Origin of the sequence: Roseovarius sp. MS2 (genome assembly GCF_051447875.1) — a bacterium.
Taxonomy (GTDB): domain Bacteria; phylum Pseudomonadota; class Alphaproteobacteria; order Rhodobacterales; family Rhodobacteraceae; genus Roseovarius; species Roseovarius mucosus_A.
In genome coordinates this window covers 4134596-4158477 of sequence record NZ_JBKHVF010000001.1, presented here as the reverse complement: position 1 = coordinate 4158477, position 23882 = coordinate 4134596, and the positions used below count along the sequence as shown (strand labels likewise).

Genomic DNA, 23882 nt, shown 5'->3' with positions numbered 1-23882 from the left:
GCATGACAACCACTTATAACACCGGGACGATCTCCGTCAGCAACGGCAGCACGACTGTCACGGGCGTGGGTACCAACTGGATCGCGGGCGGCATCTTGCCCGGCGATGATTTCCGCGCGGCGGGCCTCACGGTCGAGATTGCCTCGGTCAACAGCGCCACGTCGATCACGCTGGCCCGCGCGTGGCCGGGGACGGGGCAATCCTCGGCCAACTACTCGATCCGCTTGATCGACGCGGGCGAGCGGTCGCTCGTGGCGCTCAACCAGATTGTCGGAGCACTCGGCTCCGGCAACCTCATCAGCCTTGCCGGATTGCCCGGTGCCACGAACAAGATGCCTTACTTCACCGGCGTGGGCGCGATGGCTCTGGCAGACCTGACCCCAGCCGCACGCGCGCTCTTGGCAAGGACGGCGATTGAACAATCCTCGCCTTCTGACGCCACGGTGGGACGGTTGATGGCGGTCGGGGCCTTTGGATTGGGGCCAGCGATCACTTTGGGGTCTGGGGACAATCTCGACAACATTCTGGCGTCCGGGTTTTACTATAACCCGACGGGAGGCAACACGACCGGGAACAATTATCCCATTTCGTCGGCTGGGTCGCTGACTGTTGCGTCTCGGCAGGCCTCGAACACCACACAAAAATTTGTGTCCTTTGCCCCAAACGCCCTCGCATCGGACGTGCGTGAGTTCACGCGGACGCGTGGCTTATCTGGTTGGTCCCCGTGGGTGGAGGTCTTTCACCAAGGCCGTATCCTAGGCACCGTGAGCCAATCGGGCGGCGTGCCGACAGGGGCCGTGATCGAGCGCGGCAGCAATGCAAACGGAGATTACGTGCGGTTCGCGGATGGCACACAGATTTGCGATCATCGTATAACGACCACCACGATTTTCGGCACTTCTGAATCTGGAACGTGGACATTTCCCGCTGCCTTTGCAGCAACGCCGGAATGCGTGGCGACTGCGCAATGGGTAGCTAGCGGCAGCGGTCTTGGTCACCGTTTCAACTCTGGATACGGGACAATAAACACGACATCCGCGATTTGGGGCATACGAGACCTGAGCAGTGGCGGCGCTGGCTCCATCTCTGTCCATCTCGTTGCCCGCGGCCGCTGGTTCTAAAGGAGACATACAATGCAGATTACCCTATCCCCCACCCGCCGCGACACGCCCCTTATGCTAAGCCGCGCTGGCGACACCCTCACTCTCAATGGCGAGGTGTTCGATTTCTCGCCACTGCCCGAGGGCGCGACCCTGCCACCCGAGGCCATCGCAAGCGACTGGTTCGCAGGCCCGGTCGAGCGTGTGGGCGGCACGCTGCGCCTCACGCTCGTCCTGCCGCACGGGGCCAACGCGCCGCAAGAAACGCTCTTTCCCGCACCCCTCACCCTTACGGGCAACGGCCCCGTGGCCCTGCCGCCCTATGAGTTGGAGATCCCCGATGCAGATTGATTTCGCCCAAGCCGTCACCGCCGAGGCCAAGGCCCAAGCCGCCGCTCTGGCGCGCGCCACCGCGATCAAGACCGACTGCCGCGCGCGCATCCTTGCCGTCGGCTCCGAGACCACGCAGATGAACATCGCTCAAGCTGGGATCGTGTTCATGGCCGCTGTGCTGGACGGTGTGCCCCGCGCCGATGCTCTGGCTGCGTCCGGCCTGATCGAGGGCGATCTGGAACTGGCGCAAAGTTGGAAAGCATGGGTCGCCGCCATGCAGGCCGAGTGCCGCCGCGCGATCGAGACAGGCGACGATCCGGTCTGGCCAGAGGTGCCTGTGGGCGTCGCGGACCTTGCCGCGCGCTTCTGATCCAAAACCACAGGAGGCCCCGAGCGTGCCGGAGGGCACGCCCGGGGACGCGGGGCCAGTCGCCAAACAGTAACCCCGCCGACCAGGCATAACCTCATGGCCGCTCCCTGCCCAAAGGGGCGGCGGGACTATGAGGCGATTCGATTTGGAAGGTCTAGAACTGCGTTGCTGCGCATGCGGCCGTTTGCTATTTAAATACGAGAGAGGCGCGCGGATATCCGGCATCTCGATCAAGTGCCCAAGATGCCGGGCCATGAACACACCGAGGCCAAGAGCCCTTCCCCCAAAGCGCGATGCGCAGAGAGAAGGAGCCAAACTTGGCAAGATCGTCCACCCTCCCGAAACCTGAGCCGCCGCCCGGTGCGCCGGGCCTGCCCAAGGGCACCCGCTACCGGCGGCAATATGGCGTGATCGTCCTGCTCGAGGACGAGGCCGCCCAAGTCGACGCCTTTGGCCGGTTGCGCCGCCAAGGCTTCAAATGCCGCGTGGTGGTGACATGAAGCTCGCCATTCATCACGCCAGCCCGATCCCCGACACCTATCGCGCGGCCCGGGTCGCGAGCCTCTTCAACGTCGAGGGCGACGCGGATTTCCGCATCGAGGTCGAGGCCGATCTCTTGGCCCGCCCGTGGCAGATCGGCCTCATCGTCGGCCCCTCTGGCACTGGCAAATCCTCGCTCGCCCGCGCGGCCTTTGGGGCGCAGCTTGATCCGCGCCCCTGGCCCGAGAGCGCTCTAATCGACGCGATTGATCCCGAGGGGGAATTCGACGCTGTCGCGGCCGCCCTCTCAGCCGTGGGCCTTGGCACCGTCCCGAGCTGGCTCCGCCCGTATCCTCACCTGTCCACCGGCGAGCAGTTCCGGGCTGAGCTCGCGCGCATTCTGGCCGAGCGGCCGAGCTTTGCCATCCTCGACGAATTCACCTCGACCATCGACCGGCGCGTGGCCCAGATCGGGGCCGCCGCCTTTGCCAAGGCGTGGCGGCGCGGCAAAGGCCAGTTCGTCGCCGTCACCTGCCACGAGGACGTGGTGTCCTGGTTGCAGCCCGATTGGGTGATCGACACCCGCCGGGCCGAGTTCCGCTGGAGGCGTCTTCGACGGGCACCGCGCATTGCCATGGACATTCACCAGACAGACGGCTCCTCCTGGCCCGCCTTTGAGCCGCATCACTACCTGAAGCTGCCCCGCATGATCGCGGCCAATTACTACGTCGGTTTCGTCGACGGCGCACCCGTGGCGCATCTCGCCGTCTCGACCCGGCCGGGGCTGGTCGAGGGCCGCGCCTGTCGCCTCGTCGTCATGCCCGAGTGGCAGGGCGCGGGGCTGGGCCTGCGCTTTCTCAACGAGGTCTGCGCCCTCTGGCGGCGCGGCGTGAACCGCTATGACAAGCCAATGCCGATGCTGTTTCACACCTCGCACCCCGGCCTCGCTGCAGCGCTCCGCCGCGATCCCCTCTGGGCGCAGGTCTCGGCCATCCTCTACGCCCAGTCCAAGGAACGCAGCATGAAGACCCTCGCCGCCGCCCGGGCGCGTCGCGGCCTGAAGCCCGCCGGGACCGGCTACGGCGGCCATTTCCGGGCGGTGCAGGGGTTTCGATATGTGGAGTGAGGGGTAGGTGAAGGGGGCGTTAAATGCCCCCTTTAAACGCGCGGCGCAGGGCCGCCCGCTAAAAACGCGTTGCTGTAAACTTCAGTGTAATTCACTGCAAACTTCGCCGTCACGCTACAGCCACGCGCCAGTCGCCCGACGTCGTGCGGGGGTCAAGCCATGCCAGTTGGCCGAAACTTTCCCATTCGTCGTTGATGTAATCCTCGGGCAGATAGCGCCCGCCCGCCTCAAGCGCCACAACGGACACGCCGCGTTGCGCCAGTTCGTTGGACAGCACACCGCCGCCCGCGCCAGTGCCGATGACGACGATCACAGAGTCGTCGTTAAAATCAAAAGGTGCAGCCATAGTCTTTCCTCCCTAGATGGCTATGGCCTAAAGCCAGTTGATGTCGTCAAAGCCGCGGTTGATGTAACCGCCTTGGCTGAAGGACTCGCCCTCATAGCCAAAGAGCGGCCAAACCGCCTTTTGATTATACAAGCCTGTCACCAGCCCTCCCCGGATCTGTTGAAAGAACGCGCTGTCCTCAACGCTGCGCAGAATGTCGACGCGGTCGCGCTCCCAGCCGATGCTCAGGTAATCGGCGTGGCCTTTGCCCTGTGCCACCGCGTTGAGGCCCGCGATGCCAGCCTCAATGGCGTCGGCGGCCTCGGCCGTGTCATAGCCTTTGACCGCGATGGCATAGTATTCATCGGCGAGATGGTCATGCGGGTAGATGTCGCGTGCCATCTGGATGAGGGTTGCCATTGTCTCGGGCTTGAGCGCCTGTGTTTCGAGTGCCCAGGCTGCGTCTGTGCTAGCGACAAAGCCAGCGCCCACGACAAAGCTTGCGCCCGCCGCGATCGAGCGCGACAGCAATTCGCGCCGGTTAAGCCCCTTGCGGGGTTTGGTCTCAGTCATTGGTTCTCCTCCCATATGATGAATGCGCGCGCCCCCGTGAGGACGCGCGCCTGTTGTCATTTGAAACGCCCGCCGCGTTCCAAAACTTCAATTTCATAGCCGTCAGGATCGGCGACAAAGAAGAACTTGCCCACAAGTTTTCCGTCGGGGGCGAATTCCACCATCTTGCGGGGGTTGAACCCTTCGGCCTCGAAACGTGCATGCTCTGCGGCGAGGTCCTCGACCAGAACAGCCAGATGGCCATAGCCATCGCCGCGGTCGTAGGGCTCTGTCCGGCCTTTGTTGATGGTCAGTTCCACCTCGAATGGGCTTTCGTCATTCGACATGTAGACGAGGGTGAATTTCTCGAAATCCAGCCGGTCGGCAACACTTAGGCCAAAGGCCCGGGAATAGAAATCGACCGACCGCGCCTCGTCGAGAACGCGAATCATGCTGTGAATGGCTTTGGCCATCATGCCCTCCGAATACTGTATTTGGTCTGGAAAAGTTACCAAAGCAGGGGGAGGGTAGGTAGTATGGGGATACTACGCCGAATTTTGTCTTATTCAGCCGCCATCTGCCGCGCTTCGCCTTCCAGCGGGTTCTCGCGGTGGACGAGGCAAGTGCAGCGTAGGAGCGAGGTGAAATTCGCAGGCTCACCGTGCAGTTCCAGCACTTCGGCATGCAATTTCGAGACAAATCCGGGCGTCGTCAGGCCTTCGCTTTCGGCGATTTCATCTAGGATGCCCCAGAAGGATTTTTCCAAGCGGATGCTTGTGCTTTGTCCATTCAGGCGCATGCGGCGCGTTATCAGGGCATAACGGTCGGGGTCTTGTCCGGCAAAAATTCGGCACATCATCAGGTCCTCCCTCATCCGGGTCGCGGCAGGGACGCTCGCGGCGCGGATCTCAGTACGTTTTAGAATGATGGACGATTTTTACCAGCAGGGGAAGCCTTCTGCGCCGCCCCAGCCCGCAGAGCTGATCGTCTGGATAGTGTCAGAGCAGCGCGTGGCCGATATTGGCCAGCGCGCTCAGGATCAGCATGGCAAAGGTCAGCACCATTCCGGCGCTGCGCATCGGCATGATTTCCGGTGTGCGGCCAAAGCCAGCAGCATGCAGCATCCGCCCCAAGAGAAGCATCAGCCCCAGAACATGCACGACCCACCCCGGCGCGCCCTGAACCTCGGTCAGGGCCAAAAGGATCAGGCCGAGCGGCGCGTATTCCGCGCAATTTGCCTGCACCCGGATACGGCGGACCAACAATTCCTTGCCGCCATCGCCGATGGAAACATTTGTTTTGAACCGTGCGGTGATCACTAACACGCTGAGCAGCACAAAAAGCAGGCCGATAAGGCCCGCGTAGAGAGAGGTGATTGTAAGGGTCATTCGGATACCGTTCGGTCAGGAATAAGTTGCGGACAGGTTGGCGGGCAGGGTGAAATCCTCGGTGTGCACGATGACGCCCGTCTCGGTCAGCAGCAAGAGGCCATAGGCGCCCGGCTCGTCAATCGAGAGGCTCGTATCTTGGGCGTCAAGGCTCATGGGCATCTGGTGGCAGGGGCTCTTGAGGATGGCGGTGGGGATGCCGCCTGCCGACCCCTGCACTGTGCGGTGAATGTGGCCTGACATGATCTGTACCACGTTGTCCGCCGCCGAAAGGCGCGCAATCAGCTCGTCGCGGTTGCGTAAGCCGATGGCATCCATCCCGGCAAAGCCCGTGTCGATGGGCGGGTGATGGGTGAAGACGATGACCGGGCGCGGGCCCGCCTCGGTTAAACGTTGCTCCAGCCAGTCAAGCCGCGCGGGGCAGAGCCAGCCCGAGTGCAGGTCTGGCGCCGCTTCATCCAACGTGTCGAGACAGATCAGCCGATATGCACCGATGTCGGCGGTGTGCTGGATATGCCCGCTGTCCATCTGCGTCGTCTCGGGAAAGGCGGTTAGAAAAGCGGCGCGGCGGTCGTGATTGCCCAGCATCAGGCTGACGGGCAGGGGGCAGCCGGCCAATGCCTCGCGCAGGCGGGCGTATTCCTCGGGCGCGGCGCGGTGGGTCAGATCACCGCAGAGCACGATGCGGGCGGCATCCGGGTGTCGCGTCAACGCATGCGCAAGCCCTTGGGTGAAACGCGCAAAGGGATCAAGGCCGATGATCGTCTGGCCTTGGGCGACGATGTGAATATCGGTGAAAACGAGGATCTTGTGCATGGCGCGGCCTGTCATTGGGCTATGCCGCGCAGCATGGCCGAAATGATTGCGGTGCAAAAGGGCTATCTGTTTTGGGAATAGCCGTCACCCTCGGGACAAGCCCGAAGGTGACGGGGCGCGTCACTCCAATTCGACCAGCAGATCCTTGGCGTCGATCTGGCTGCCGGGCTGGACATGAACCGCCTTGACGGTCGCATCGCGTTCCGCATGCAGGCCGGTTTCCATCTTCATCGCCTCAATGGTCAACAAAAGGTCGCCCGCTTTGATCTTTTGCCCGGCCTTGACCGCAACGGTCGCAACAGCACCCGGCATCGGCGCGCCGATGTGGTTGGCGTTGCCCAGTTCTGCCTTGGGTCGGGCTGCGACCGTGCTCTTGATCCGCCGGTCGGGCACGCGCACGGTGCGCGGCTGGCCGTTCAGTTCAAAGAACACGCGCGCCTCGCCATCCTCTTGCGTTTCGCTTACCGCGACCAGCCGGATTTCGAGCGTCTTGCCGGGGTCGATTTCGGCGGTGATTTCCTCGCCTGTCTCCATCCCGTAAAAGAAGGTGCGCGTAGGCAGGGTACGGACGGGGCCGAATTGCGCGTGACGTTCCATGTAATCGGCGAAAACCTTGGGATACATCAGGCTGCCCATCAGATCCTCGTTGTCGATCTTTTTGCCGAAACGCTCTGTCAGTTCGGCAAACCGCGCGTCCAGATCTTCGGGCGGCAAGAGCGTGCCGGGGCGCACGGTGATCGGCTCTTCGCCCTTGAGCACCTTTTTGACGATGGCGGGGGGGAAGCCGCCGGGGGCCTGTCCCACATAGCCCTTCATAAGTGTGATGACCGAGTCGGGAAAGCTGACCTCGGTCGCGGGGTCGAGCACGTCTTCGCAGGTCAGGCCTTGGCTCACCATCATCAACGCCAGATCGCCCACTGTCTTGGCAATCGGCGTCACCTTGATCACATCGCCGAACATCTGGTTCACATCGGCATAGGTGCGCGCGATGTCATGCCAGCGGTCTTCCATCCCCATCGAGCGCGCCTGCGCCTTGAGGTTGGTGAACTGTCCGCCGGGCATTTCGTGAAGATAGACCTCAGAGGTGGGCGATTGCATCCCGCTTTCAAACGCAGCGTAGTGGTTGCGCACCGATTCCCAGTAGTTCGAGATTTGCCGGATCGCCCCAATGTCGAGCCCGGTGTCGCGCGGCGTGTGGCGCAGCGCCTCGACAACGGTGCCGATCGTGGCTTGGCTGGTATTGCCAGAGAGCGAATCCATTGCGCAATCGACGGCATCCACCCCGGCCTCGGAGGCCGCGAGGATCGTGGCCCCGGCAATGCCTGCGGTGTCATGGGTGTGGAAGTGCAGCGGCAACCCAACCTCTTCTTTGAGCGCCTTGAAAAGCGCGCTCGCCGTGGCCGGTTTCATCAATCCGCCCATATCCTTGATACACAGGATATGCGTTCCCGCCTCTTTCAACTCTTTGGCCATCGAGAGGTAATATTTCAGATCATATTTGGAGCGTGCCGGATCGAGCATATCGCCCGTGTAGCAGATCGCCGCCTCCAGCACCTTGCCCGAGTCGAGCACGGCGTCCATGGAGACGCGCATATTCTCGGCCCAGTTCAGCGGGTCGAACACGCGGAAAATATCAACGCCGCTTTCGGCCGCCTGTTTGACAAAGGCCGCGACCACATTGTCGGGATAGTTGGTATAGCCTACCCCGTTCGAGCCGCGCAGCAGCATCTGCGTCAGCAGGTTGGGCATTCTTGCGCGAATGTCGCGCAAGCGCTGCCATGGGCATTCGTCAAGGAAACGGTAAGCCACGTCAAAGGTCGCACCGCCCCAGCACTCGACCGAGAAGAGGCCAGGGAGATCGTGGGCGTAATTGGGCGCAATGCCGATCATGTCGATCGACCGCATGCGCGTAGCCAAAAGCGATTGATGGCTGTCGCGCATCGTGGTGTCGGTGATCAACAGCTGCTTTTGCGCGGCCATCCAATCCGCCACGGCCTGCGCGCCCTCGCGTTCAAGGATCTGCTTTGGCCCATCCTTGATCTCGGAGTTGGCGGGGCGTGGCGCGCGTGGCAGTTTGAGATCTGCAGGGGGGCGCGTGCGCCCCTCGACCTCGGGATGCCCGTTGACCGTGATGTCGGCGATATAGCTTAGAACGCGCGTACCACGATCCCGCCGCTTGGCGAATTTGAACAGTTCTGGCGTCGTGTCGATGAATTTGGTTGTATAGGTATTGTTGAGGAAGGTCGGGTGCTTGAGCAGGTTCTCGACAAAGGCAATGTTCGTGCTGACACCGCGAATACGGAATTCGCGCAGGGCGCGGTCCATCCGGGCAATCGCCTGTTCGGGGGTAGGTGCCCAAGCCGTGACCTTGGTCAGAAGGCTGTCATAATAGCGCGTGATCACACCGCCCGCATAGGCGGTGCCACCATCCAGACGAATGCCCATGCCGGTGGCCGAGCGATAGGCCGTGATCCGGCCATAATCGGGAATGAAGTTGTTCAGCGGGTCCTCGGTGGTGATCCGGGTCTGGAGCGCGTGGCCATGCAGGGTGATGTCATACTGGCTGGCCTTGCCGGTGGCCTCCATCAGGCTCTTGCCTTCGGCAATCTTGATCTGCGCCTGCACGATGTCGATGCCGGTCACGGCCTCGGTCACGGTATGTTCGACCTGAACGCGCGGATTGACCTCGATGAAATAGAATTTGCCGGTGTCCATATCCATCAGGAATTCGACAGTGCCCGCGCATTCGTAATTCACATGCTTGCAAATCTTGTAGCCAAGCTGACAGATTTCCTCGCGCTGTGTCTCGGACAGGTAGGGGGCGGGGGCGCGTTCCACCACCTTTTGATTGCGGCGCTGCACCGAACAGTCCCGCTCGAACAAGTGGTACATATTGCCGTGCTTGTCGCCCAGGATCTGCACCTCGACGTGGCGCGCGCGCAGGATCATCTTTTCGAGATAGCCCTCGCCATTGCCAAAGGCCGCCTCGGCCTCGCGCCGCCCTTCACGAACCTTATCCTCAAGCTCGCTTTCATCCTCGATTGGTCGCATGCCGCGCCCGCCGCCGCCCCAAGACGCCTTGAGCATCAAGGGATAGCCAATTGCCTTGGCCTCTTTGCGGATGGCCTTGATGTCGTCGCCCAGCACTTCGGTTGCCGGGATCACGGGAACGCCTGCCTCCATGGCCACACGGCGCGCGCTTGCCTTGTCGCCAAGGGCGCGCATGGTTTCCGCGCGCGGACCGATAAACGTGATGCCCGCCGCGTCGCAGGCATCAACAAAGGCCGGGTTTTCGGACAAGAGGCCGTAACCGGGATGGATGGCATCCGCGCCCGACAGCTTGGCCACGCGGATGATCTCTTCGATGGACAGATAGGCCTGAACTGGCCCCATACCCTCACCGATGCGATACGCCTCATCCGCCTTGAACCGGTGAAGCCCGAGCTTGTCCTCTTCTGCAAAGACAGCGACGGTTTTCTTGCCCATTTCATTGGCGGCCCGCATGATGCGGATGGCGATTTCGCCCCGGTTGGCGATGAGAATCTTCTTGAAGTCGGCCATGCCTGTCCCCCGGTTTATCAGTTCTGGCGGCGCGGCATTCCATGCCGCATTGCAGCGCTGCATCCTTGTAAGATTTGTGAAAGGTTTGTGCAATCCGGCAAACTGGGTATTCCCCGGCAAGGGAAATTTCCTGTCCCGACGGGTGGTCCACCCTACCCGTTAGGGATCAGGCGCGACCGTACGTCCCAAAGCGTGCGTGTGCCCAACTGGCCCATATTGGCGCGCAAATCCTCGGCCAGAATATCCGCCAGATGCGCCGGGCCACTGTCTCCAAGCGCGCCAAGCGCATAGTGCCAGCCGCGCCCCATCATCACGAAATCCGCGCCAAGGGCGATGGCACGCAGCACATCAAGCCCGCCCTCGATGCCACCATCCATGATCACCGGCAGGTTGGTTGCCGCGCGCACCTCTGGCAGGGCCTCGATGGTGGCGGGGGCGGCGTCGAACTGACGGCCTGCGTGGTTCGAAATCCAGATTGCGTCTGCGCCCTCTTTCTCAAGCATCGCTGCATCATCCCCGCGCAGCACACCTTTGACCACCAAAGGACTGTCCCATGCGTCGCGCAGCCATCGCAGATAATCCCAGTCGGGCGAGGTGCGCAGCAAGTAACCGGCGTGTTTGTTCGATGGCAGGCCCTTGGTCTGGCCTGCGTAATCGTCAATCAGACGCATGCGCGGCATGCCGAGCCGCGCGGTGCCAAGCGCCCAAGCCGGGCAGCGGGCAACCTGCGCCATCAGGCGCGGGGTCAGCTTGGGCGGCTGTGTCAGGCCCGAGCGCACTTGCCGCTCGCGGCGGCTGCCCACGGGCACATCGACGGTCAGCACCAGCACCGTGAACCCGGCATTGCGGGCGCGGTTGAGCATGTCGGTGCGAATGCCGGTATCGCGCGGCGGATACATCTGGAACCAGCCATTGCCGTTCAGATGTGGCCCGATGTCCTCTGGTTTTTGGCTGGCCACAGTCGACAGGCCATAGGGAATGCCTACCTGCGTGGCCGCCCGCGCCAAGAGGCGCTCGGCATCGGGCCAGATGAGGCCCGACATGCCCACGGGCGCGATGCCCACCGGCAAAGCGTGGGTCTGTCCCAAGAGGGTGGCCGAGATATCGGGTGTGAACTCACCATGCAGGATCGACGGGCTGAGCCGCACCTGATCGAGCATCAGGCGATTGCGCCCCTTGGTCGCCTCGGTCCCTGTGGCACTGTCAAGGTATTCCCAGACGAAATGCGGAATGCGCCGCGCGGCTCGGGCGCGCAGATCAGACAGGGCGGGATAGGTTGCATGCAGGTTCATGGCGCGCATTTGCGCGGGTTTTCAGGGGCTTGTCCAGAGGCCAGATGGGGGCGGAACAATCCCCGAACATCTCTTTATCTCTCGCCGCCTCCGCGCTATTGTCGGGGGCATGAACAGATTTGACGAATCCGACGCTTTTGAGGGGGCCAGCCTCTCGGCCCGTGCCATTGCGGCGCGGCCCGCGCCCTATCTTGATGATCTCAACCCCGAACAGCGCCGCGCGGCGGAAACGCTGGATGGTCCGGTGCTGATGCTGGCTGGCGCGGGCACGGGCAAGACCAAGGCGCTGACCACGCGCATCGTGCATCTGATGAACACCGGGCGTGCGGGGTCCGGCGATATCTTGGCTGTGACCTTTACCAACAAGGCCGCGCGCGAGATGAAAGAGCGTGTGGGCCGCCTTTTGGGTCAGCCGGCAGAGGGGATGCCGTGGCTGGGCACCTTTCATTCGATCTGCGTCAAACTTTTGCGTCGGCATGCCGAACTGGTTGATCTGAAATCGAATTTCACCATTCTTGATACCGACGATCAACTGCGCCTACTCAAACAACTGGTGCAGGCGTCTGGCATCGACGACAAACGCTGGCCCGCGCGGATGCTGGCGGGAATCATCGACCAGTGGAAAAACCGCGCTTGGACGCCTGACAATCTGCCCGCGTCAGAGGGCAGCGCCTATGATGGCAAGGGTCCGGCGCTCTACCATCAGTATCAAGCGCGACTGAAGGAATTGAATGCGGTCGATTTTGGCGATCTGCTGCTGCATGTTGTGACAATATTCCAGCGCCACGATGACGTGCTCAGGCAATACCAACGCTGGTTCCGCTATATCCTCGTGGACGAGTATCAGGATACCAACGTCGCGCAATATCTCTGGCTGCGGCTTTTGGCTGGGGGGCACAAGAACATCTGCTGCGTGGGCGATGACGATCAGTCGATCTATGGCTGGCGCGGGGCCGAAGTGGGCAATATCCTGCGGTTCGAAAAGGATTTTCCCGGCGCGGCGGTGATCCGGCTTGAACAGAATTACCGCTCGACGCCGCATATTCTCGCCGCTGCTTCTGGTGTGATCGCGGGAAATCGCGACCGGCTTGGCAAAGAGTTGTGGACCGAGGCTCAAGAGGGAGAAAAGCTCCGCCTGATCGGCCATTGGGATGGCGAGGAAGAGGCGCGCTGGATTGGCGAAGAAATTGACGCGATGCAACGCGGCACGCGGGGCATGCGGCCCTATTCGCTCGATGCAATGGCAATCCTCGTGCGGGCCAGCCACCAGATGCGCGCCTTCGAGGATCGGTTTCTGACCATCGGTCTGCCTTACCGCGTGATCGGCGGCCCGCGCTTTTACGAGCGTTTGGAAATTCGCGATGCCATGGCCTATTTCCGCCTTGTGGTCTCGCCTGCGGATGATTTGGCCTTTGAGCGGATCGTCAACACGCCCAAGCGCGGGTTGGGTGACAAGGCGCAGCAGAAAATCCAGATGACCGCGCGCCAGCATGGTGTGCCATTGGTCGAAGGCGCGCGCCTTTTGCTTGACGACAAGGGGATCACCGGCAAGGCGGCGGGCGAGCTGCTCCTTTTGATCGACGGGCTTGGCCGTTGGGGCCGGATGGTGGGCGATGCCGATATCAGCCATGTCGAACTGGCGGAGATGATCCTCGACGAGAGCGGCTATACTGGCATGTGGCAAAACGACAAGACGCCCGAGGCACCGGGGCGGCTTGAAAACCTCAAGGAACTGGTCAAGGCCCTCGAAGGGTTCGAGAACCTGCAAGGGTTTTTGGAACACGTGAGCCTCATCATGGACAATGAGGCGGGTGAAGAGGGCGAGAAGGTCACGCTGATGACGCTGCACGCGGCCAAAGGGCTCGAGTTTCCGGCCGTGTTCCTGCCGGGATGGGAAGATGGGCTTTTCCCCTCGCAACGCTCGATGGACGAAAGCGGCGTGCGGGGATTGGAAGAGGAGCGGCGGCTGGCCTATGTCGGCATCACCCGTGCCGAAGAGGTCTGTACGATTTCATTCGCGGGCAATCGCCGGGTCTATGGCCAGTGGCAGAGCCAGATGCCGTCACGCTTCATTGACGAATTGCCTGAGGCTCATGTTGATGTGCTGACCCCTCCTGGCCTTTATGGCGGGGGCTATGGGGCGGCGGCCAGTTCAGGCATCGAGAGCCGCGCCGCCGAAGCCAATGTTTACAATAGCCCCGGTTGGCGACGGCTTCAGGCGCGGGGCGCGGAGCGGCCCCTGAGCCAACCCAGTGAAGCGCGCCACAGCGTGATCGACCTGCAGGCGATGAGCGCGCACACAGTGGGCGAGCGCGTCTTTCATCAAAAGTTCGGCTATGGCGCAATTATCGCCATCGAGGGCGACAAGCTCGAAATCGCGTTTGAGAAGGCGGGCACCAAAAAGGTTGTTGCCCGTTTCATCACGGGCGCGGATGACGTTCCGTTCTAGCCGGAGGATCGCGGCGTATTTGAGTATTTTTGCCAAGAAGAAACCTGGCTTGGCTTCTTCTTGGTGCAAATACTCCTGTACGACCTAGCGCCGAAACGCCTAGCTGAGGTGATCGACGACCGTCAGATGTTGCGCCAATTGGTTGACCTCGCCCAAGTAGCGCGCAACCAGTTTCGGATCATGCGGGGCTGCGCTGACGCCTGCCGCAATCTCGCGCGTCAGCACCGAGTCGACCGCCAGAGAAACCGGGATTGACACCAGCCGCGCCATCGCCGTGCCGCGCGCGTCGCCCCAGGCATCCATCACATAGCTCTTGTGCCAGACGGGTTTCCCGGCGTTTTCGGCCCTGAGATCCACGCAGAGCACGACACGATCCGGCTCGCCCTCCTCATAGGCGTTCTCTTGCCAGAACTGATCCGACATCTCTTTGAGGCGGCTATCGCCTGCGGTGCCTTCCAAGGTCTCGATATCCGCGAAAATAGGCTTCCATGCCTCTGACCAGCCATTGAGCCGCAGCGTGCCACGCACGAAATCCTTGATCCGCCAGTCTGGATCAAAGCGGTAATCCGCGATGAAGGGGATCGAGTCCCGGTTGGGGTAAACCTCAAAGGTTTCGGGGGTTGGCAAGGGGGCGTCATAGCTGGAAATGGCATCCCAAGGCCGCGCCACCCGAAGTTCCGAGAAATTCCGGATTGACCGCGAGGGCGAACGCAGCGCCTTGAGCACGCCCAAGGGCGACCAACTGAATTTGTAGCGGAACGGGTTGGGCTGTTTTGGCACGCCGCCGCAATAGGAGGTAAAGCTGAGATCATTGCCCGCGTCATAGGCCTTGGAGGCGCGATAGTCGGCCACCAGATGATGCGCCATGAGGTGGTCGATGCCGGGGTCGAGACCGATTTCGTTGACAAAGCACAGCCCCTTGTCGCGCGCAGCCTGATCGAGGGCGCGCATCTCTGGTGCGATGTATGAGGACGAAACGAAATGCGCGCCCCTCTCAAGGCAAAGTTCGGCCAGCGGCACGTGCCAGTCGCCCGGCAGCATTGACACCACAACGTCACCGGGATTGAGCACCTTGGCCAATGCGTCCATGTCAAATGCGTGGATCGTGTCGGTGAGATCGCCGACCATTGCCCGCGCCTTGTCGGTCGAGCGGTTCCACACCGTCACATCACGCCCTGCCTCGATCAGCCGCCGTAGGCCGGGGATGGCCGATAGGCCGGTGCCGCACCAGTGGATTGTCATGTCGTTCTCTCCTTCATTTAAAGCGGAGTTTTGCCGCGACGATGCTGAGCATCGCGACCACGGCGCAGATATTCGCAAGGATGAGCGGCCAGTCGCCGATCATCACCCCATAGACCAGCCAGAGGGAAACGGTGGTCAAAAACAGCAGGTTCGAGGGCAGCGACAGGCCGGATGTGTCGCGCGTGGCCCAAGCCTTGACCGCCTGTGGAATCCAGCAGATCGTGCCCAGAAAGGCGGCCAGATATCCGACATAGGGGGCCATTCAGAGCGCTTTCATATGGGTGTGAAAGGTCTCTGCCGCGCGCCCCCAGACGCCTTGATCTGGCGTGTCGAGCGTCAGCAGGGAGGTTAGCAGCTGTCCCGCATAGTCCTGAGAGGATTCCACCGGCAAGAGCGAGGGCAGGTTGTCTATGGCCATGACATCGAGCGGCGGAACATCGTGCACGCGCAGTACGGGCGCGGCCCAAGTGGTTGCCGCATCATAGACTGGCACCGGGTTATAGTCACTGTCAGGGTCGCAGGCGACATCGCCGATCACGGTCAGGTGGCGCGGCGCGGCCAAGGCGGATCTAGGCACGAAAACCGGCGTGCCGGGGCGGGCAAAGATGCAGTTGAGGAAGATGTCATGCGTTAGGATTTCGGGAAACGGCCCACCCGATGCGGTCTCGGCCATGTCCCAACGGGTGACGGGCACATCCATCGCTTCGCAGAGATCCGCCGCCCCTGTGCCCACGCGGCCCAAGGCCCCGATGACAATGGCGCGGGGGCGTGTGGCACCCGAAGCCTCAAGCCGCGCGCCAAGATCGGCCAAAAGTGCGTCGCGCCCCGGATAGGTATCGACGGTCGGGCAGAGGCCGCCGCCCTGTTGTGCCGCCCATGCCATGAGCGATACCGCTGCCCCGGCATAGCCTGCCCAATAGCCAAAGGCAGCAACGCGGCGGCCGGTCACATCGACCAGATACTCCAGATCGTAAAGCGTGCCGCCCCCAGCCTGAAACCGCTGCAAGAGTCGCCGTCCGGCATGTTGCCCCTTGAAGGCATGGCCGAACATGATGTGGCGATGCGGCAGGGGGGTGCCATCCTCGGGCAACTCCTTGAGGCCAAAGATGATTGCGTCCTGCGGTGCCGAGGGCCATGCGTTTTCCGGGGCGATTTCGCAGCCGGCGGCGCGGTAGCCGTCGATTGGGATGGCGCGGTTTTGGCTTTCTTCCACTGTGACGTGGATGCCTTTGGCGATCAGTTGCGCCGCGCCCTCGGGCGTCAGCCCCACGCGTTCCTCATTGGGCCGCTGTTCGGCCCTTACCCACAGATGTGTCATCTCAGCCTCTCAGATCATGTTATCCGCGATCACCCGTTCTACAGATGGGCGCGCGCGCATTGCCTGCACGAAGGCTGCGATTTTGGGGAACTTGGCCACATCCACCCCGTCGCCTTCCAGCCAGTTGCAGGCGACAAAGAGATAGGCATCGGCAAGAGAGAGTGTTTCTCCCAGCACAAAGGGGCCGGTCAGGATATGATTTTCGACGTAATCAGCGCTGTCGGTCATGGTCTGTACCGATTTGGCCTTCATGTCGTCGAAAGAGCTTTGCTGATCGGCCCATCGGTGCCCGCGCATTTTGTGCGCGTGGTTCACATGCATGGTGGAGGCGATGTAATACATGGCCTCGCGCATTTTGGCAGCCTTCAAGGGGTCTGTGGGGCGCAAACCTGCTTGGGGTGTGGTGTCCGCAATGAAATCGAGGATTGCACCGGTTTCGGTCAGGATACTGGTGTCGGTAACGAGAGTCGGGACACGCCCCTTGGGATTGATCGCAAGATATGCGGCGCCGGTTTGTTCCCCCGCCCGGAAATCAAGGCGCATCGGTTCAAAATCCAGACCCGCCTCGTGCAGCGCGATGGCCACCGCAATCGAGATGGTGCCTTTGGCATAGTATAACTTCATGGCGCGGTTCCTCTTGCTGTCAGATAAAGGTGCGGGCATGCGCCCGATCGGGAGTGTCGAGATGCGGCGTTGCGTTGAACGTGCCCAGCATCAGCATATCATGCACATGCTCCAGCCGGTGGAGCGAGCTGTTCCTCACTTGCAACATGACTTTGGCCATGCCCGGAATATCCAGCCCGAGCACATGCCGCATGACCATGCCGATCACGCCGCCTGAGGTTACGATCAGAACACGCCCATGCTGCTGGCAGATGTCGTCGATCAAGTCGGTGATCCGGTTGGTAAAATGCGCAAAGGTTTCAGGTACATCCTCCAGATCGCCGCGCGCCCAGTGTTCGATCACCTGAGGCAGGTAGCGGGCGAATTCGGTAGCGTCCGCAGGGGCCGGAATGCCGTGCTGTGCCTCGATGGCGCGGGCGAGGGCGAAATAGCTTAACTCGTCAAGACGCGGGTCTTGTTCGGTGATCTTATAGCCCATGGCGCGGGCGGTGCCGATCTGACGGTTGAGCGTTCCGGTGATCACATGGTCAAAATGCGGATTCGTCCGCTCCAGATGTGCGCCCAGCCATTCGGCCTGCTGCACGCCCAGAGGCGATAGCCGGTCATAGCCTGCCTCATCGGTCGCATGGCTGTTGGCCTGCCCGTGCCGCACCAGAATAAGCTCTGCCAAGGTTTCCCTCCCCCGAATTCCGCGCGACGTTAGCGCCGGTTGCGGCGGGGTTAAAGGGAGCGCGTGAAATATTCCATCCCATCGCTGACAGGCGTGACGGTGCTGTCGATTTAAGACCTCTGCCGTGGCTCTTTGCCATTCGTGGCGCAAATGTGGGGTGAGGTGTCGGGATTGACGGCCTCTGGCATGCTGCTGCATGCTTTAAAAAGTCCCAAAGCAGGGAGGCACGCTGATGACCGACAAGATCACACTCGTATTGGATGGCCGCGAGGTCGAGGTAGAGGCTGGTCAGACGATCTGGGAAGTCGCCAATGGTCGTGGTCTGAAAATTCCGCACCTCTGCCACAAGCCTGCCCCAGGCTATCGCCCCGATGGCAATTGCCGCGCCTGTATGGTCGAGGTCCAAGGTGAGCGTACGCTTGTCGCCTCGTGCATCCGCGAGGCCAAGGCGGGCATGGTTGTGACAACCAACTCCGCCCGTGCAGAATCGGCGCGCAAATTGGTTGTTGAGATGCTCTTGGCCGATCAGCCCGAGCAGGCGCAGTCGCATGACCGCTCAAGCCACCTCTGGGATATGGCCGAAGCCAATGCCGTGACCCATAGCCGCTTTCCCAAGCTGGAGCGCGACCGCATTCCGCTGCTCGATGACAGCCACATCGCGATGCGCGTCAATCTCGACGCCTGTATTCAATGTGGTCTCTGCGTGCGGGCGTGCCGCGAGGTTCAGGTGAATGACGTGATCGGCATGGCCGGGCGTGGGCATGACGCCTATCCGGTGTTCGATCTTGCGGATCCGATGGGCGATTCGACCTGTGTGGCCTGCGGCGAATGCGTGCAGGCCTGCCCGACCGGGGCCCTGATGCCTGCAACCGTGCTTGATGACGTACAGCAGGGCGACAGCGCCGATTTCGATGAAGAGGTCAAGAGCATCTGCCCGTTCTGTGGCGTGGGGTGTCAGGTTTCGCTCAAGGTCAAGAATGGCAAGGTCAAATATGTTGAGGGCATCAACGGGCCTGCCAACGAGGGGCGTCTGTGCGTCAAGGGGCGGTTCGGCTTTGACTATATCCACCATCCGCATCGCCTGACCAAGCCGCTCATCCGCCGCGATGATGCGCCGGCAAAGGGGCTGAATGTCGATCCCGGCAATTGGCAGGAAGTGTTCCGTGAAGCGTCTTGGGACGAGGCGCTTGATCTTGCAGCAGGCGCACTCAAGGGGCTTAAGGACACCCATGGCGGCACCAGTGTTGCAGGATTTGGCAGCGCGAAATGCACCAATGAAGAAGCCTATCTCTTCCAGAAATTCATCCGTCAGGGATTTGGTCACAACAATGTGGATCACTGCACGCGGCTCTGCCATGCGTCGTCTGTGGCGGCGCTGATCGAGAATGTCGGCTCTGGTGCCGTGACGGCGACCTTCAACCAGATTGAAAACGCTGATGTGGCGATTATCATCGGGGCCAACCCGCTCGAAAACCATCCCGTTGCCGCGACCTATTTCAAGCAGTTCACCAAGCGTGGTGGCAAGCTGATCGTGATGGACCCGCGCGGGCAGGGGATGAAGCGTTTTGCCACGCATATGTTGCAATTCCGCCCCGGCGCAGATGTCTCGATGCTGAATGCGATCATGCATGTGATTGTGGAAGAGGGGCTCTACGACCAGCAATACATCGCGGCCTTCACCGAGAACTGGGAAGCCGAGAAAAAGCATCTGGCGCAATTCCCGCCCGAAAAGATGGAGGGTATTTGCGGTGTTCCCGCCGAGACCCTGCGCGCTGTGGCGCGGGATTTCGCCACGGCCAAGGCCGGTATGATCTTTTGGGGGATGGGCGTCAGCCAGCATATCCACGGCACTGACAATTCGCGCTGCCTGATTTCTCTGGCCTTGATGTGCGGCCATGTGGGCCGCCCCGGCACGGGACTGCACCCGCTGCGTGGCCAGAACAACGTGCAAGGGGCGTCCGACGCGGGCCTCGTGCCGATGTTCCTGCCCGACTATCAGACCGTGACCGACGACGGCGTGCGTCGCGCCTTTACCGAAGTCTGGCAATCGGGGGACTTCTCGAACCAGAAGGGCCTGACCGTGACCGAGATCATGGACGCGGTTCATGACGACAAGATCAAGGGCATGTATATTCTGGGTGAAAACCCGGCGATGTCTGATCCTGATGTCGAACACGCCCGCGATGCTTTGGCCAAGCTCGAGCATCTGGTGGTGCAGGACATTTTCATCACGGAAACAGCCAACTATGCCGATGTGATCCTACCCGCGAGCGCGTTCTACGAGAAATCGGGGACCGTGACCAATACCAACCGTCAGGTGCAGATGGGCCGACCCGCCGTTACCCCACCGGGTGAGGCGCGCGAGGATTGGGCGATCACGGTTGAGCTGGCCAATCGGATCGGGCTTGACTGGTCTTATGACAGCCCGGCAGATGTCTTCGCCGAGATGAAGGTCAACATGCGCTCGCTCGACAATATCACCTGGGAGCGGTTGGAGCGCGAAGGCGCTGTGACCTATCCTTGCAAAGGGCCTGATCAGCCGGGTGAGTCGGTCGTGTTCGGCGACGGTTTCCCGCGGCCTGAGGGACGCGCGAAATTCACCCCGGCGGCAATAATTCCGCCCGACGATGTGCCCGATGCCGAGTATCCGATGATCCTGACAACCGGTCGGCAGCTTGAGCATTGGCACACAGGGTCGATGACCCGCCGCGCCAGCGTGCTTGATGCGGTAGAGCCGGAGGCCAATTGTTCGATGCATCCTGCGACCCTGCGCAAGCTGGGCGTAGAGCCGGGCGGCATGGTGCGGCTGAGCACCAAGCGTGGTTCAATCCGGATCATGGCGCGGGCAGATCGCGCAGTGGCCCCTGATATGGTGTTCCTGCCCTTTGCCTATGTCGAAGCGGCGGCGAACATCCTGACAAATCCTGCGGTCGATCCCTATGGCAAGATCCCAGAGTTCAAATTCTCGGCAGTCAAGGTCGAGGCAGCGAATATCGCGGCAGAGTGAGGCCGCGCACGCGCCCCGCAGGTTTTGCGGGGCGCGCACAGGGTCCGACCGTTAGATTTGGCATTTGGCATTTGGCCTCTGGCTGTGGCGCGCCTATAGTCCTGACTGGATATGACCCGCAAACCCGATACCCCCCTGCGCCGTGGCTGGACCACGGGCGCTTGCGCAACCGCCGCGACACGGGCGGCGCTCAGCTTGCTATGGGGCGAAGGGGCCGTGCCGCGTGTCTGCATCACCTTGCCAAGGGGTGAGACGCCCGAATTCGTCATTGCCCATCATGCCAGCGGCGAGGGGTGGGCCGAGGCTGGGGTGATCAAGGACGCGGGCGATGATCCGGATGTCACACATGGGGCGATGATCATCGCGCGGGTGGCCCGCTCAGAAGGGGGCGTGGTGTTTCGCGCAGGCGAGGGCGTGGGGCGTGTCACCATGCCGGGGCTGCCCATCCCGCCGGGTGAGCCTGCAATCAACCCCGTGCCACGTCAGATGATGCGAGAGACCGTTGAAGACATGGCCGAGCGGCTCTCTGAAAGCCCGGATATCGAAATCACGGTGTCGGTACCTGGGGGGGCTGCGCTTGCGCAAAAGACTTGGAACTCGAGGCTGGGCATAAAAGGCGGGTTGTCGATTCTGGGCACAACAGGGATCGTGCGCCCGTTTTCCTGCGCCGCTTGGATCGCCTCGATCCATCGTGGCATTGACGTGGCGCGCGAGGCGGGGCTGGATCATGTGGCAGGCTGCACCGGCGCCACAAGCGAGCAGGTGGTGCAGAGCCTTTATGACCTTCCGGATCACGCGATGTTGGATATGGGGGACTTTGCGGGTGGGATGCTCAAATATCTCGCCCGGCATCCGCTGCCGCGCCTGACGGTGGGGGGCGGTATCGGCAAGATGATCAAGCTGGCGCAGGGCGCGCGCGATTTGCATTCAGGCCGCAGCCAAGTGGATTTCGCAGGCCTCGCCGACGCGCTTGCCATACCGGATCTGAAATACATGAACACGGCGTTGCAAGCCTATGACGTTGCTGGGGAAGTCTTGGCAGAATGGGTGGCACAGGAAAGCCGGTTGAAGGTGCTGTCAATGCTGCCCGAAGGCGTTGCGGTTGATACGGTTGTGATCGACCGGGCCGGTGTGGTGCTGGCACGGGCGGGGGCGGCATGACGCTCTTGCTGCTGGCGGGCACGGGAGAGGCGCAGCAGGTGGCACGACTTTTGGTTGCCGATGGGCGTCCTGCCATTGCCTCGCTTGCCGGGGCCACGCGTGCGCCGCGCGCCATGGGCCTGCCCACGCGAATAGGTGGGTTTGGCGGCGAGGACGGTTTTTTGCGCTACCTCACCGAGGCCGGGATCACCGCAGTTCTTGATGCAACGCATCCTTTTGCCAGCCGGATATCCGAGCGTACGGCACGGCTCTGCGCTGACAAAGCCGTACCATATTGCCAGCTTTTGCGGCCGGAATGGGTGCCTGCGGCCGGTGACCGCTGGACCATTATCGCCGCAGAGGAAGAGGCGGTGGCGCATATTCCCGAGGGGGCGACGGTTTTCCTTGCCACCGGGCGGCAGGGCGTGACACGCTTTGCCAATCTCGACGGGCGGCGGCTGATTTGTCGCGTGGTCGATCCACCCGAGGCACCCTTTCCGATGGCAAATGGCACCTATCTTGTTGGTCGCCCACCGTTTTCCGTGGCGGAGGAGATCGCGCTTTTCACCCGGCTAGGTTTCGACTGGCTGGTGGTCAAGAATGCGGGGGGGGCCGCGTCCGAGAGCAAGCTGGCGGCTGCGCGGGCGCTGAACCTGCCCGTGGCGATGATCGCGCGACCGCCACAGCCAAAGGCCCCGCGCGTGGCGACGGTGGCGGCGGCAATGGAGTGGGTGCGCAACATATGACGGGCCGGATCATCGAGTGCGACGCGGACGTTCAAGAAGGGGCAGCGCATTTGGCCGCCCTCTGCCCCCGCCTGCATCATGCCTATGCGCTGACGGGGCCGCTGCCGTTGCGGCGGAACCCGGACGGATTTGCGCGGCTACTCAGTGCGATTGTCAGCCAACAGGTCAGCGTTGCTTCGGCCAATGCGATTTGGTCAAGACTGGAACAGGCCGGCTTCACCGAACCTCAGCGCATCGTCGCGGTCACGGATGACGATCTGCGTGCCGTAGGCCTCAGCCGCCAAAAGGCGCGCTATGCCCGCGCGCTTGCCGAGGCGGGGATCGATTATGCCGCCTTGCGCAGCGCTCCGACGTCTGAGGTGATTGCCACGCTCACGCAAGTGTCTGGTATCGGTGTCTGGACGGCGGAAATCTATGCGATGTTCAGCTTGGGGCGTGCAGACGTATTTGCGCCCGGTGATCTGGCCTTGCAAGAGGCGGTGCGGCTGCTCTACGACCTGCCGGAAAGGCCCAAGGAACGGGCGCTGCGGCAAATGGCCGAGGACTGGTCGCCATGGCGCGCCGTTGCGGCGCGACTTTTGTGGGCCTATTACCGGGTGGCCAAGGACAGGGAAGGGATCAGATGACACGGGTATTGCAAGCAGGCCGCAAGGCGCCTCTTTCGGGTGAGACACGTTCGGCTGTCGTCTTTCTGCATGGATACGGGGCCAATGGCGCGGATTTGCTGGGGCTGGCAGACCCGTTGGCGGAACACTTGCCAGATACGCTCTTTGTCGCGCCCGATGCGCCGGAGAGCATTCCGGGGATGCCCTTTGGTCTGCAATGGTTTCCTATCCCGTGGATCGACGGATCAAGCGAGGAAGAAGCGCACCGGGGCTTGATGACGGCCTCGGCGGATTTGAATGCCTTTCTTGATGCGCTGATGGTGGATGAGGATCTTTTGCCTGAACAGGTGGTGCTCTTTGGCTTTTCCCAAGGGTCAATGATGGCGTTGCATGTGGCACCCCGGCGCGAAGAAGCACTGGCTGGCGTCGTGGCCTTTTCCGGGCGGCTTCTTTCGCCGGACTTGTTGGAAGATGAGACGCAGAGCCGCCCGCCCGTTCTGCTGGTGCATGGCGATGCCGATGAGGTGGTGACGGTACAGTCGCTGCCGCAGGCGGCGGAGGCCTTGCAGGGGGCAGGCTGGCAGGATGTCTATGCCCATATCATGAAGGGTACGGGCCACGGAATTGCCCCTGACGGGCTGTCAGTGGCCCTGGCCTTTATGCGCGACAAACTTGGCCTCTGACGGTTTTCCACAAATCGCCTCAGGCTTGCCATATTGCGGCGGCGCTCTTGAGTTA

At 62.0% G+C, this 23882-nt stretch carries 24 protein-coding genes and 1 pseudogene; 12 read left to right on the top strand and 13 right to left on the bottom strand.

The genetic code is table 11. The annotated features are described in order from the left end of the window. The first annotated feature begins 2 nt into the window (after window positions 1-2). The 6 genes from ACLGGT_RS20315 (at window position 3) to ACLGGT_RS20290 (ending at window position 3409) form a co-directional block, all read left to right on the top strand. A complete protein-coding gene (locus ACLGGT_RS20315; protein ID WP_437196634.1) occupies window positions 3-1121 on the top strand; it encodes a pyocin knob domain-containing protein in 1119 nt (372 codons plus the stop codon). A gap of 12 nt (window positions 1122-1133) precedes the next feature. After that, window positions 1134-1451 (top strand): hypothetical protein, encoded by a 318-nt coding sequence (locus tag ACLGGT_RS20310; RefSeq protein ID WP_081507111.1) that lies wholly within the window; start codon window positions 1134-1136, stop codon window positions 1449-1451. After that, the gene (locus ACLGGT_RS20305) at window positions 1441-1803 is read left to right on the top strand and encodes a hypothetical protein (protein ID WP_437196635.1); all 363 of its coding nucleotides are present in this window, start codon (window positions 1441-1443) and stop codon (window positions 1801-1803) included. Before ACLGGT_RS20310 ends, ACLGGT_RS20305 begins: the two co-directional genes overlap by 11 nt. A gap of 130 nt (window positions 1804-1933) precedes the next feature. Further along, complete coding sequence (locus ACLGGT_RS20300; RefSeq protein WP_437196636.1) at window positions 1934-2152, top strand: Com family DNA-binding transcriptional regulator; 219 nt, start codon at window positions 1934-1936, stop codon at window positions 2150-2152. Beyond that, window positions 2121-2303: a hypothetical protein gene (locus ACLGGT_RS20295; protein WP_437196637.1), complete on the top strand. Its 183-nt coding sequence runs from the start codon at window positions 2121-2123 to the stop codon at window positions 2301-2303. Before ACLGGT_RS20300 ends, ACLGGT_RS20295 begins: the two co-directional genes overlap by 32 nt. Continuing rightward, complete coding sequence (locus ACLGGT_RS20290) at window positions 2300-3409, top strand: ABC transporter ATP-binding protein (RefSeq protein ID WP_437196638.1); 1110 nt, start codon at window positions 2300-2302, stop codon at window positions 3407-3409. The genes ACLGGT_RS20295 and ACLGGT_RS20290 overlap by 4 nt, the downstream gene beginning before the upstream one ends. A 118-nt stretch (window positions 3410-3527) precedes the next feature. Here the strand turns inward: ACLGGT_RS20290 and ACLGGT_RS20285 are convergent. The 8 genes and pseudogenes from ACLGGT_RS20285 to ACLGGT_RS20250 form a co-directional block, all read right to left on the bottom strand. Beyond that, window positions 3528-3755: pseudogene (locus ACLGGT_RS20285) on the bottom strand (GMC family oxidoreductase); the annotation flags it as partial. A 27-nt stretch (window positions 3756-3782) separates the two neighbouring features. Then, a complete protein-coding gene (locus ACLGGT_RS20280; protein WP_081506547.1) occupies window positions 3783-4307 on the bottom strand; it encodes a Twin-arginine translocation pathway signal in 525 nt (174 codons plus the stop codon). Between the two features lie 56 nt (window positions 4308-4363). Continuing rightward, on the bottom strand, window positions 4364-4759 hold the full coding sequence (locus tag ACLGGT_RS20275; RefSeq protein ID WP_422000581.1) for a VOC family protein: 396 nt from the start codon (window positions 4757-4759) through the stop codon (window positions 4364-4366). A gap of 89 nt (window positions 4760-4848) precedes the next feature. After that, window positions 4849-5142, bottom strand: coding sequence for a ribbon-helix-helix domain-containing protein (locus ACLGGT_RS20270; RefSeq protein ID WP_198133611.1), 294 nt, complete (start codon window positions 5140-5142; stop codon window positions 4849-4851). Window positions 5143-5284: 142 nt separating this feature from the next. After that, complete coding sequence (locus tag ACLGGT_RS20265) at window positions 5285-5674, bottom strand: MAPEG family protein (RefSeq protein WP_219434686.1); 390 nt, start codon at window positions 5672-5674, stop codon at window positions 5285-5287. Between the two features lie 15 nt (window positions 5675-5689). Continuing rightward, window positions 5690-6490, bottom strand: a complete 801-nt coding sequence (locus ACLGGT_RS20260) for a phosphodiesterase (RefSeq protein ID WP_437197376.1) — start codon at window positions 6488-6490, stop codon at window positions 5690-5692. Between the two features lie 120 nt (window positions 6491-6610). Further along, entirely contained in the window at window positions 6611-10051 is a 3441-nt protein-coding gene (gene pyc, locus ACLGGT_RS20255; protein ID WP_437197375.1) for a pyruvate carboxylase, read from the bottom strand. A gap of 152 nt (window positions 10052-10203) precedes the next feature. After that, window positions 10204-11352 carry an alpha-hydroxy acid oxidase gene (locus tag ACLGGT_RS20250; protein WP_437197374.1) on the bottom strand — a complete coding sequence of 383 codons (1149 nt, stop codon included), beginning with the start codon at window positions 11350-11352 and terminating at the stop codon, window positions 10204-10206. Between the two features lie 100 nt (window positions 11353-11452). Between ACLGGT_RS20250 and ACLGGT_RS20245 the strand changes: the two genes are divergently transcribed. Then, window positions 11453-13792 (top strand): ATP-dependent helicase, encoded by a 2340-nt coding sequence (locus tag ACLGGT_RS20245; protein ID WP_437197373.1) that lies wholly within the window; start codon window positions 11453-11455, stop codon window positions 13790-13792. Between the two features lie 99 nt (window positions 13793-13891). Here ACLGGT_RS20245 and ACLGGT_RS20240 read toward each other — a convergent pair whose 3' ends face one another. The 5 genes from ACLGGT_RS20240 to ACLGGT_RS20220 are packed head-to-tail and all read right to left on the bottom strand — an operon-like array spanning window position 13892 to window position 17646. Beyond that, the gene (locus ACLGGT_RS20240) at window positions 13892-15034 is read right to left on the bottom strand and encodes a saccharopine dehydrogenase family protein (RefSeq protein WP_437197372.1); all 1143 of its coding nucleotides are present in this window, start codon (window positions 15032-15034) and stop codon (window positions 13892-13894) included. A gap of 13 nt (window positions 15035-15047) precedes the next feature. Further along, entirely contained in the window at window positions 15048-15296 is a 249-nt protein-coding gene (locus ACLGGT_RS20235; RefSeq protein WP_081506541.1) for a SemiSWEET family sugar transporter, read from the bottom strand. Further along, window positions 15297-16352, bottom strand: coding sequence for a saccharopine dehydrogenase (locus ACLGGT_RS20230; RefSeq protein ID WP_437197371.1), 1056 nt, complete (start codon window positions 16350-16352; stop codon window positions 15297-15299). A gap of 9 nt (window positions 16353-16361) precedes the next feature. After that, entirely contained in the window at window positions 16362-16976 is a 615-nt protein-coding gene (locus ACLGGT_RS20225) for a glutathione S-transferase family protein (RefSeq protein ID WP_008282558.1), read from the bottom strand. 19 nt (window positions 16977-16995) lie between these two features. Beyond that, a complete protein-coding gene (locus tag ACLGGT_RS20220) occupies window positions 16996-17646 on the bottom strand; it encodes a histidine phosphatase family protein (protein ID WP_437197370.1) in 651 nt (216 codons plus the stop codon). A 232-nt stretch (window positions 17647-17878) separates the two neighbouring features. On the opposite strand from ACLGGT_RS20220, the gene fdhF reads away from it, so the two are divergent. The 5 genes from fdhF (at window position 17879) to ACLGGT_RS20195 (ending at window position 23827) form a co-directional block, all read left to right on the top strand. Beyond that, complete coding sequence (fdhF, locus tag ACLGGT_RS20215) at window positions 17879-20653, top strand: formate dehydrogenase subunit alpha (RefSeq protein WP_437197369.1); 2775 nt, start codon at window positions 17879-17881, stop codon at window positions 20651-20653. A gap of 111 nt (window positions 20654-20764) precedes the next feature. Continuing rightward, the gene (locus ACLGGT_RS20210; RefSeq protein WP_437197368.1) at window positions 20765-21814 is read left to right on the top strand and encodes a cobalt-precorrin-5B (C(1))-methyltransferase; all 1050 of its coding nucleotides are present in this window, start codon (window positions 20765-20767) and stop codon (window positions 21812-21814) included. Further along, window positions 21811-22539: a cobalt-precorrin-6A reductase gene (locus ACLGGT_RS20205; RefSeq protein WP_437197367.1), complete on the top strand. Its 729-nt coding sequence runs from the start codon at window positions 21811-21813 to the stop codon at window positions 22537-22539. Before ACLGGT_RS20210 ends, ACLGGT_RS20205 begins: the two co-directional genes overlap by 4 nt. After that, window positions 22536-23165: a DNA-3-methyladenine glycosylase family protein gene (locus ACLGGT_RS20200; protein ID WP_008282553.1), complete on the top strand. Its 630-nt coding sequence runs from the start codon at window positions 22536-22538 to the stop codon at window positions 23163-23165. The genes ACLGGT_RS20205 and ACLGGT_RS20200 overlap by 4 nt, the downstream gene beginning before the upstream one ends. Further along, window positions 23162-23827 carry an alpha/beta hydrolase gene (locus ACLGGT_RS20195; RefSeq protein ID WP_008282552.1) on the top strand — a complete coding sequence of 222 codons (666 nt, stop codon included), beginning with the start codon at window positions 23162-23164 and terminating at the stop codon, window positions 23825-23827. Before ACLGGT_RS20200 ends, ACLGGT_RS20195 begins: the two co-directional genes overlap by 4 nt. Window positions 23828-23882: the final 55 nt, after the last annotated feature.

Bases quoted from the DNA above. Each gene is read 5' to 3' on its own strand.
- ACLGGT_RS20315 (WP_437196634.1), top strand. From the start codon at position 3: ATGACAACCACTTATAACACCGGGACGATCTCCGTCAGCAACGGCAGC.
- ACLGGT_RS20310 (WP_081507111.1), top strand. From the start codon at position 1,134: ATGCAGATTACCCTATCCCCCACCCGCCGCGACACGCCCCTTATGCTA.
- ACLGGT_RS20305 (WP_437196635.1), top strand. From the start codon at position 1,441: ATGCAGATTGATTTCGCCCAAGCCGTCACCGCCGAGGCCAAGGCCCAA.
- ACLGGT_RS20300 (WP_437196636.1), top strand. From the start codon at position 1,934: ATGAGGCGATTCGATTTGGAAGGTCTAGAACTGCGTTGCTGCGCATGC.
- ACLGGT_RS20290 (WP_437196638.1), top strand. From the start codon at position 2,300: ATGAAGCTCGCCATTCATCACGCCAGCCCGATCCCCGACACCTATCGC.
- ACLGGT_RS20280 (WP_081506547.1), bottom strand. From the start codon at position 4,307: ATGACTGAGACCAAACCCCGCAAGGGGCTTAACCGGCGCGAATTGCTG.
- ACLGGT_RS20275 (WP_422000581.1), bottom strand. From the start codon at position 4,759: ATGGCCAAAGCCATTCACAGCATGATTCGCGTTCTCGACGAGGCGCGG.
- ACLGGT_RS20270 (WP_198133611.1), bottom strand. From the start codon at position 5,142: ATGTGCCGAATTTTTGCCGGACAAGACCCCGACCGTTATGCCCTGATA.
- ACLGGT_RS20265 (WP_219434686.1), bottom strand. From the start codon at position 5,674: ATGACCCTTACAATCACCTCTCTCTACGCGGGCCTTATCGGCCTGCTT.
- ACLGGT_RS20260 (WP_437197376.1), bottom strand. From the start codon at position 6,490: ATGCACAAGATCCTCGTTTTCACCGATATTCACATCGTCGCCCAAGGC.
- pyc (WP_437197375.1), bottom strand. From the start codon at position 10,051: ATGGCCGACTTCAAGAAGATTCTCATCGCCAACCGGGGCGAAATCGCC.
- ACLGGT_RS20250 (WP_437197374.1), bottom strand. From the start codon at position 11,352: ATGCGCGCCATGAACCTGCATGCAACCTATCCCGCCCTGTCTGATCTG.
- ACLGGT_RS20245 (WP_437197373.1), top strand. From the start codon at position 11,453: ATGAACAGATTTGACGAATCCGACGCTTTTGAGGGGGCCAGCCTCTCG.
- ACLGGT_RS20240 (WP_437197372.1), bottom strand. From the start codon at position 15,034: ATGACAATCCACTGGTGCGGCACCGGCCTATCGGCCATCCCCGGCCTA.
- ACLGGT_RS20235 (WP_081506541.1), bottom strand. From the start codon at position 15,296: ATGGCCCCCTATGTCGGATATCTGGCCGCCTTTCTGGGCACGATCTGC.
- ACLGGT_RS20230 (WP_437197371.1), bottom strand. From the start codon at position 16,352: ATGACACATCTGTGGGTAAGGGCCGAACAGCGGCCCAATGAGGAACGC.
- ACLGGT_RS20225 (WP_008282558.1), bottom strand. From the start codon at position 16,976: ATGAAGTTATACTATGCCAAAGGCACCATCTCGATTGCGGTGGCCATC.
- fdhF (WP_437197369.1), top strand. From the start codon at position 17,879: ATGACCGACAAGATCACACTCGTATTGGATGGCCGCGAGGTCGAGGTA.
- ACLGGT_RS20210 (WP_437197368.1), top strand. From the start codon at position 20,765: ATGACCCGCAAACCCGATACCCCCCTGCGCCGTGGCTGGACCACGGGC.
- ACLGGT_RS20205 (WP_437197367.1), top strand. From the start codon at position 21,811: ATGACGCTCTTGCTGCTGGCGGGCACGGGAGAGGCGCAGCAGGTGGCA.
- ACLGGT_RS20200 (WP_008282553.1), top strand. From the start codon at position 22,536: ATGACGGGCCGGATCATCGAGTGCGACGCGGACGTTCAAGAAGGGGCA.
- ACLGGT_RS20195 (WP_008282552.1), top strand. From the start codon at position 23,162: ATGACACGGGTATTGCAAGCAGGCCGCAAGGCGCCTCTTTCGGGTGAG.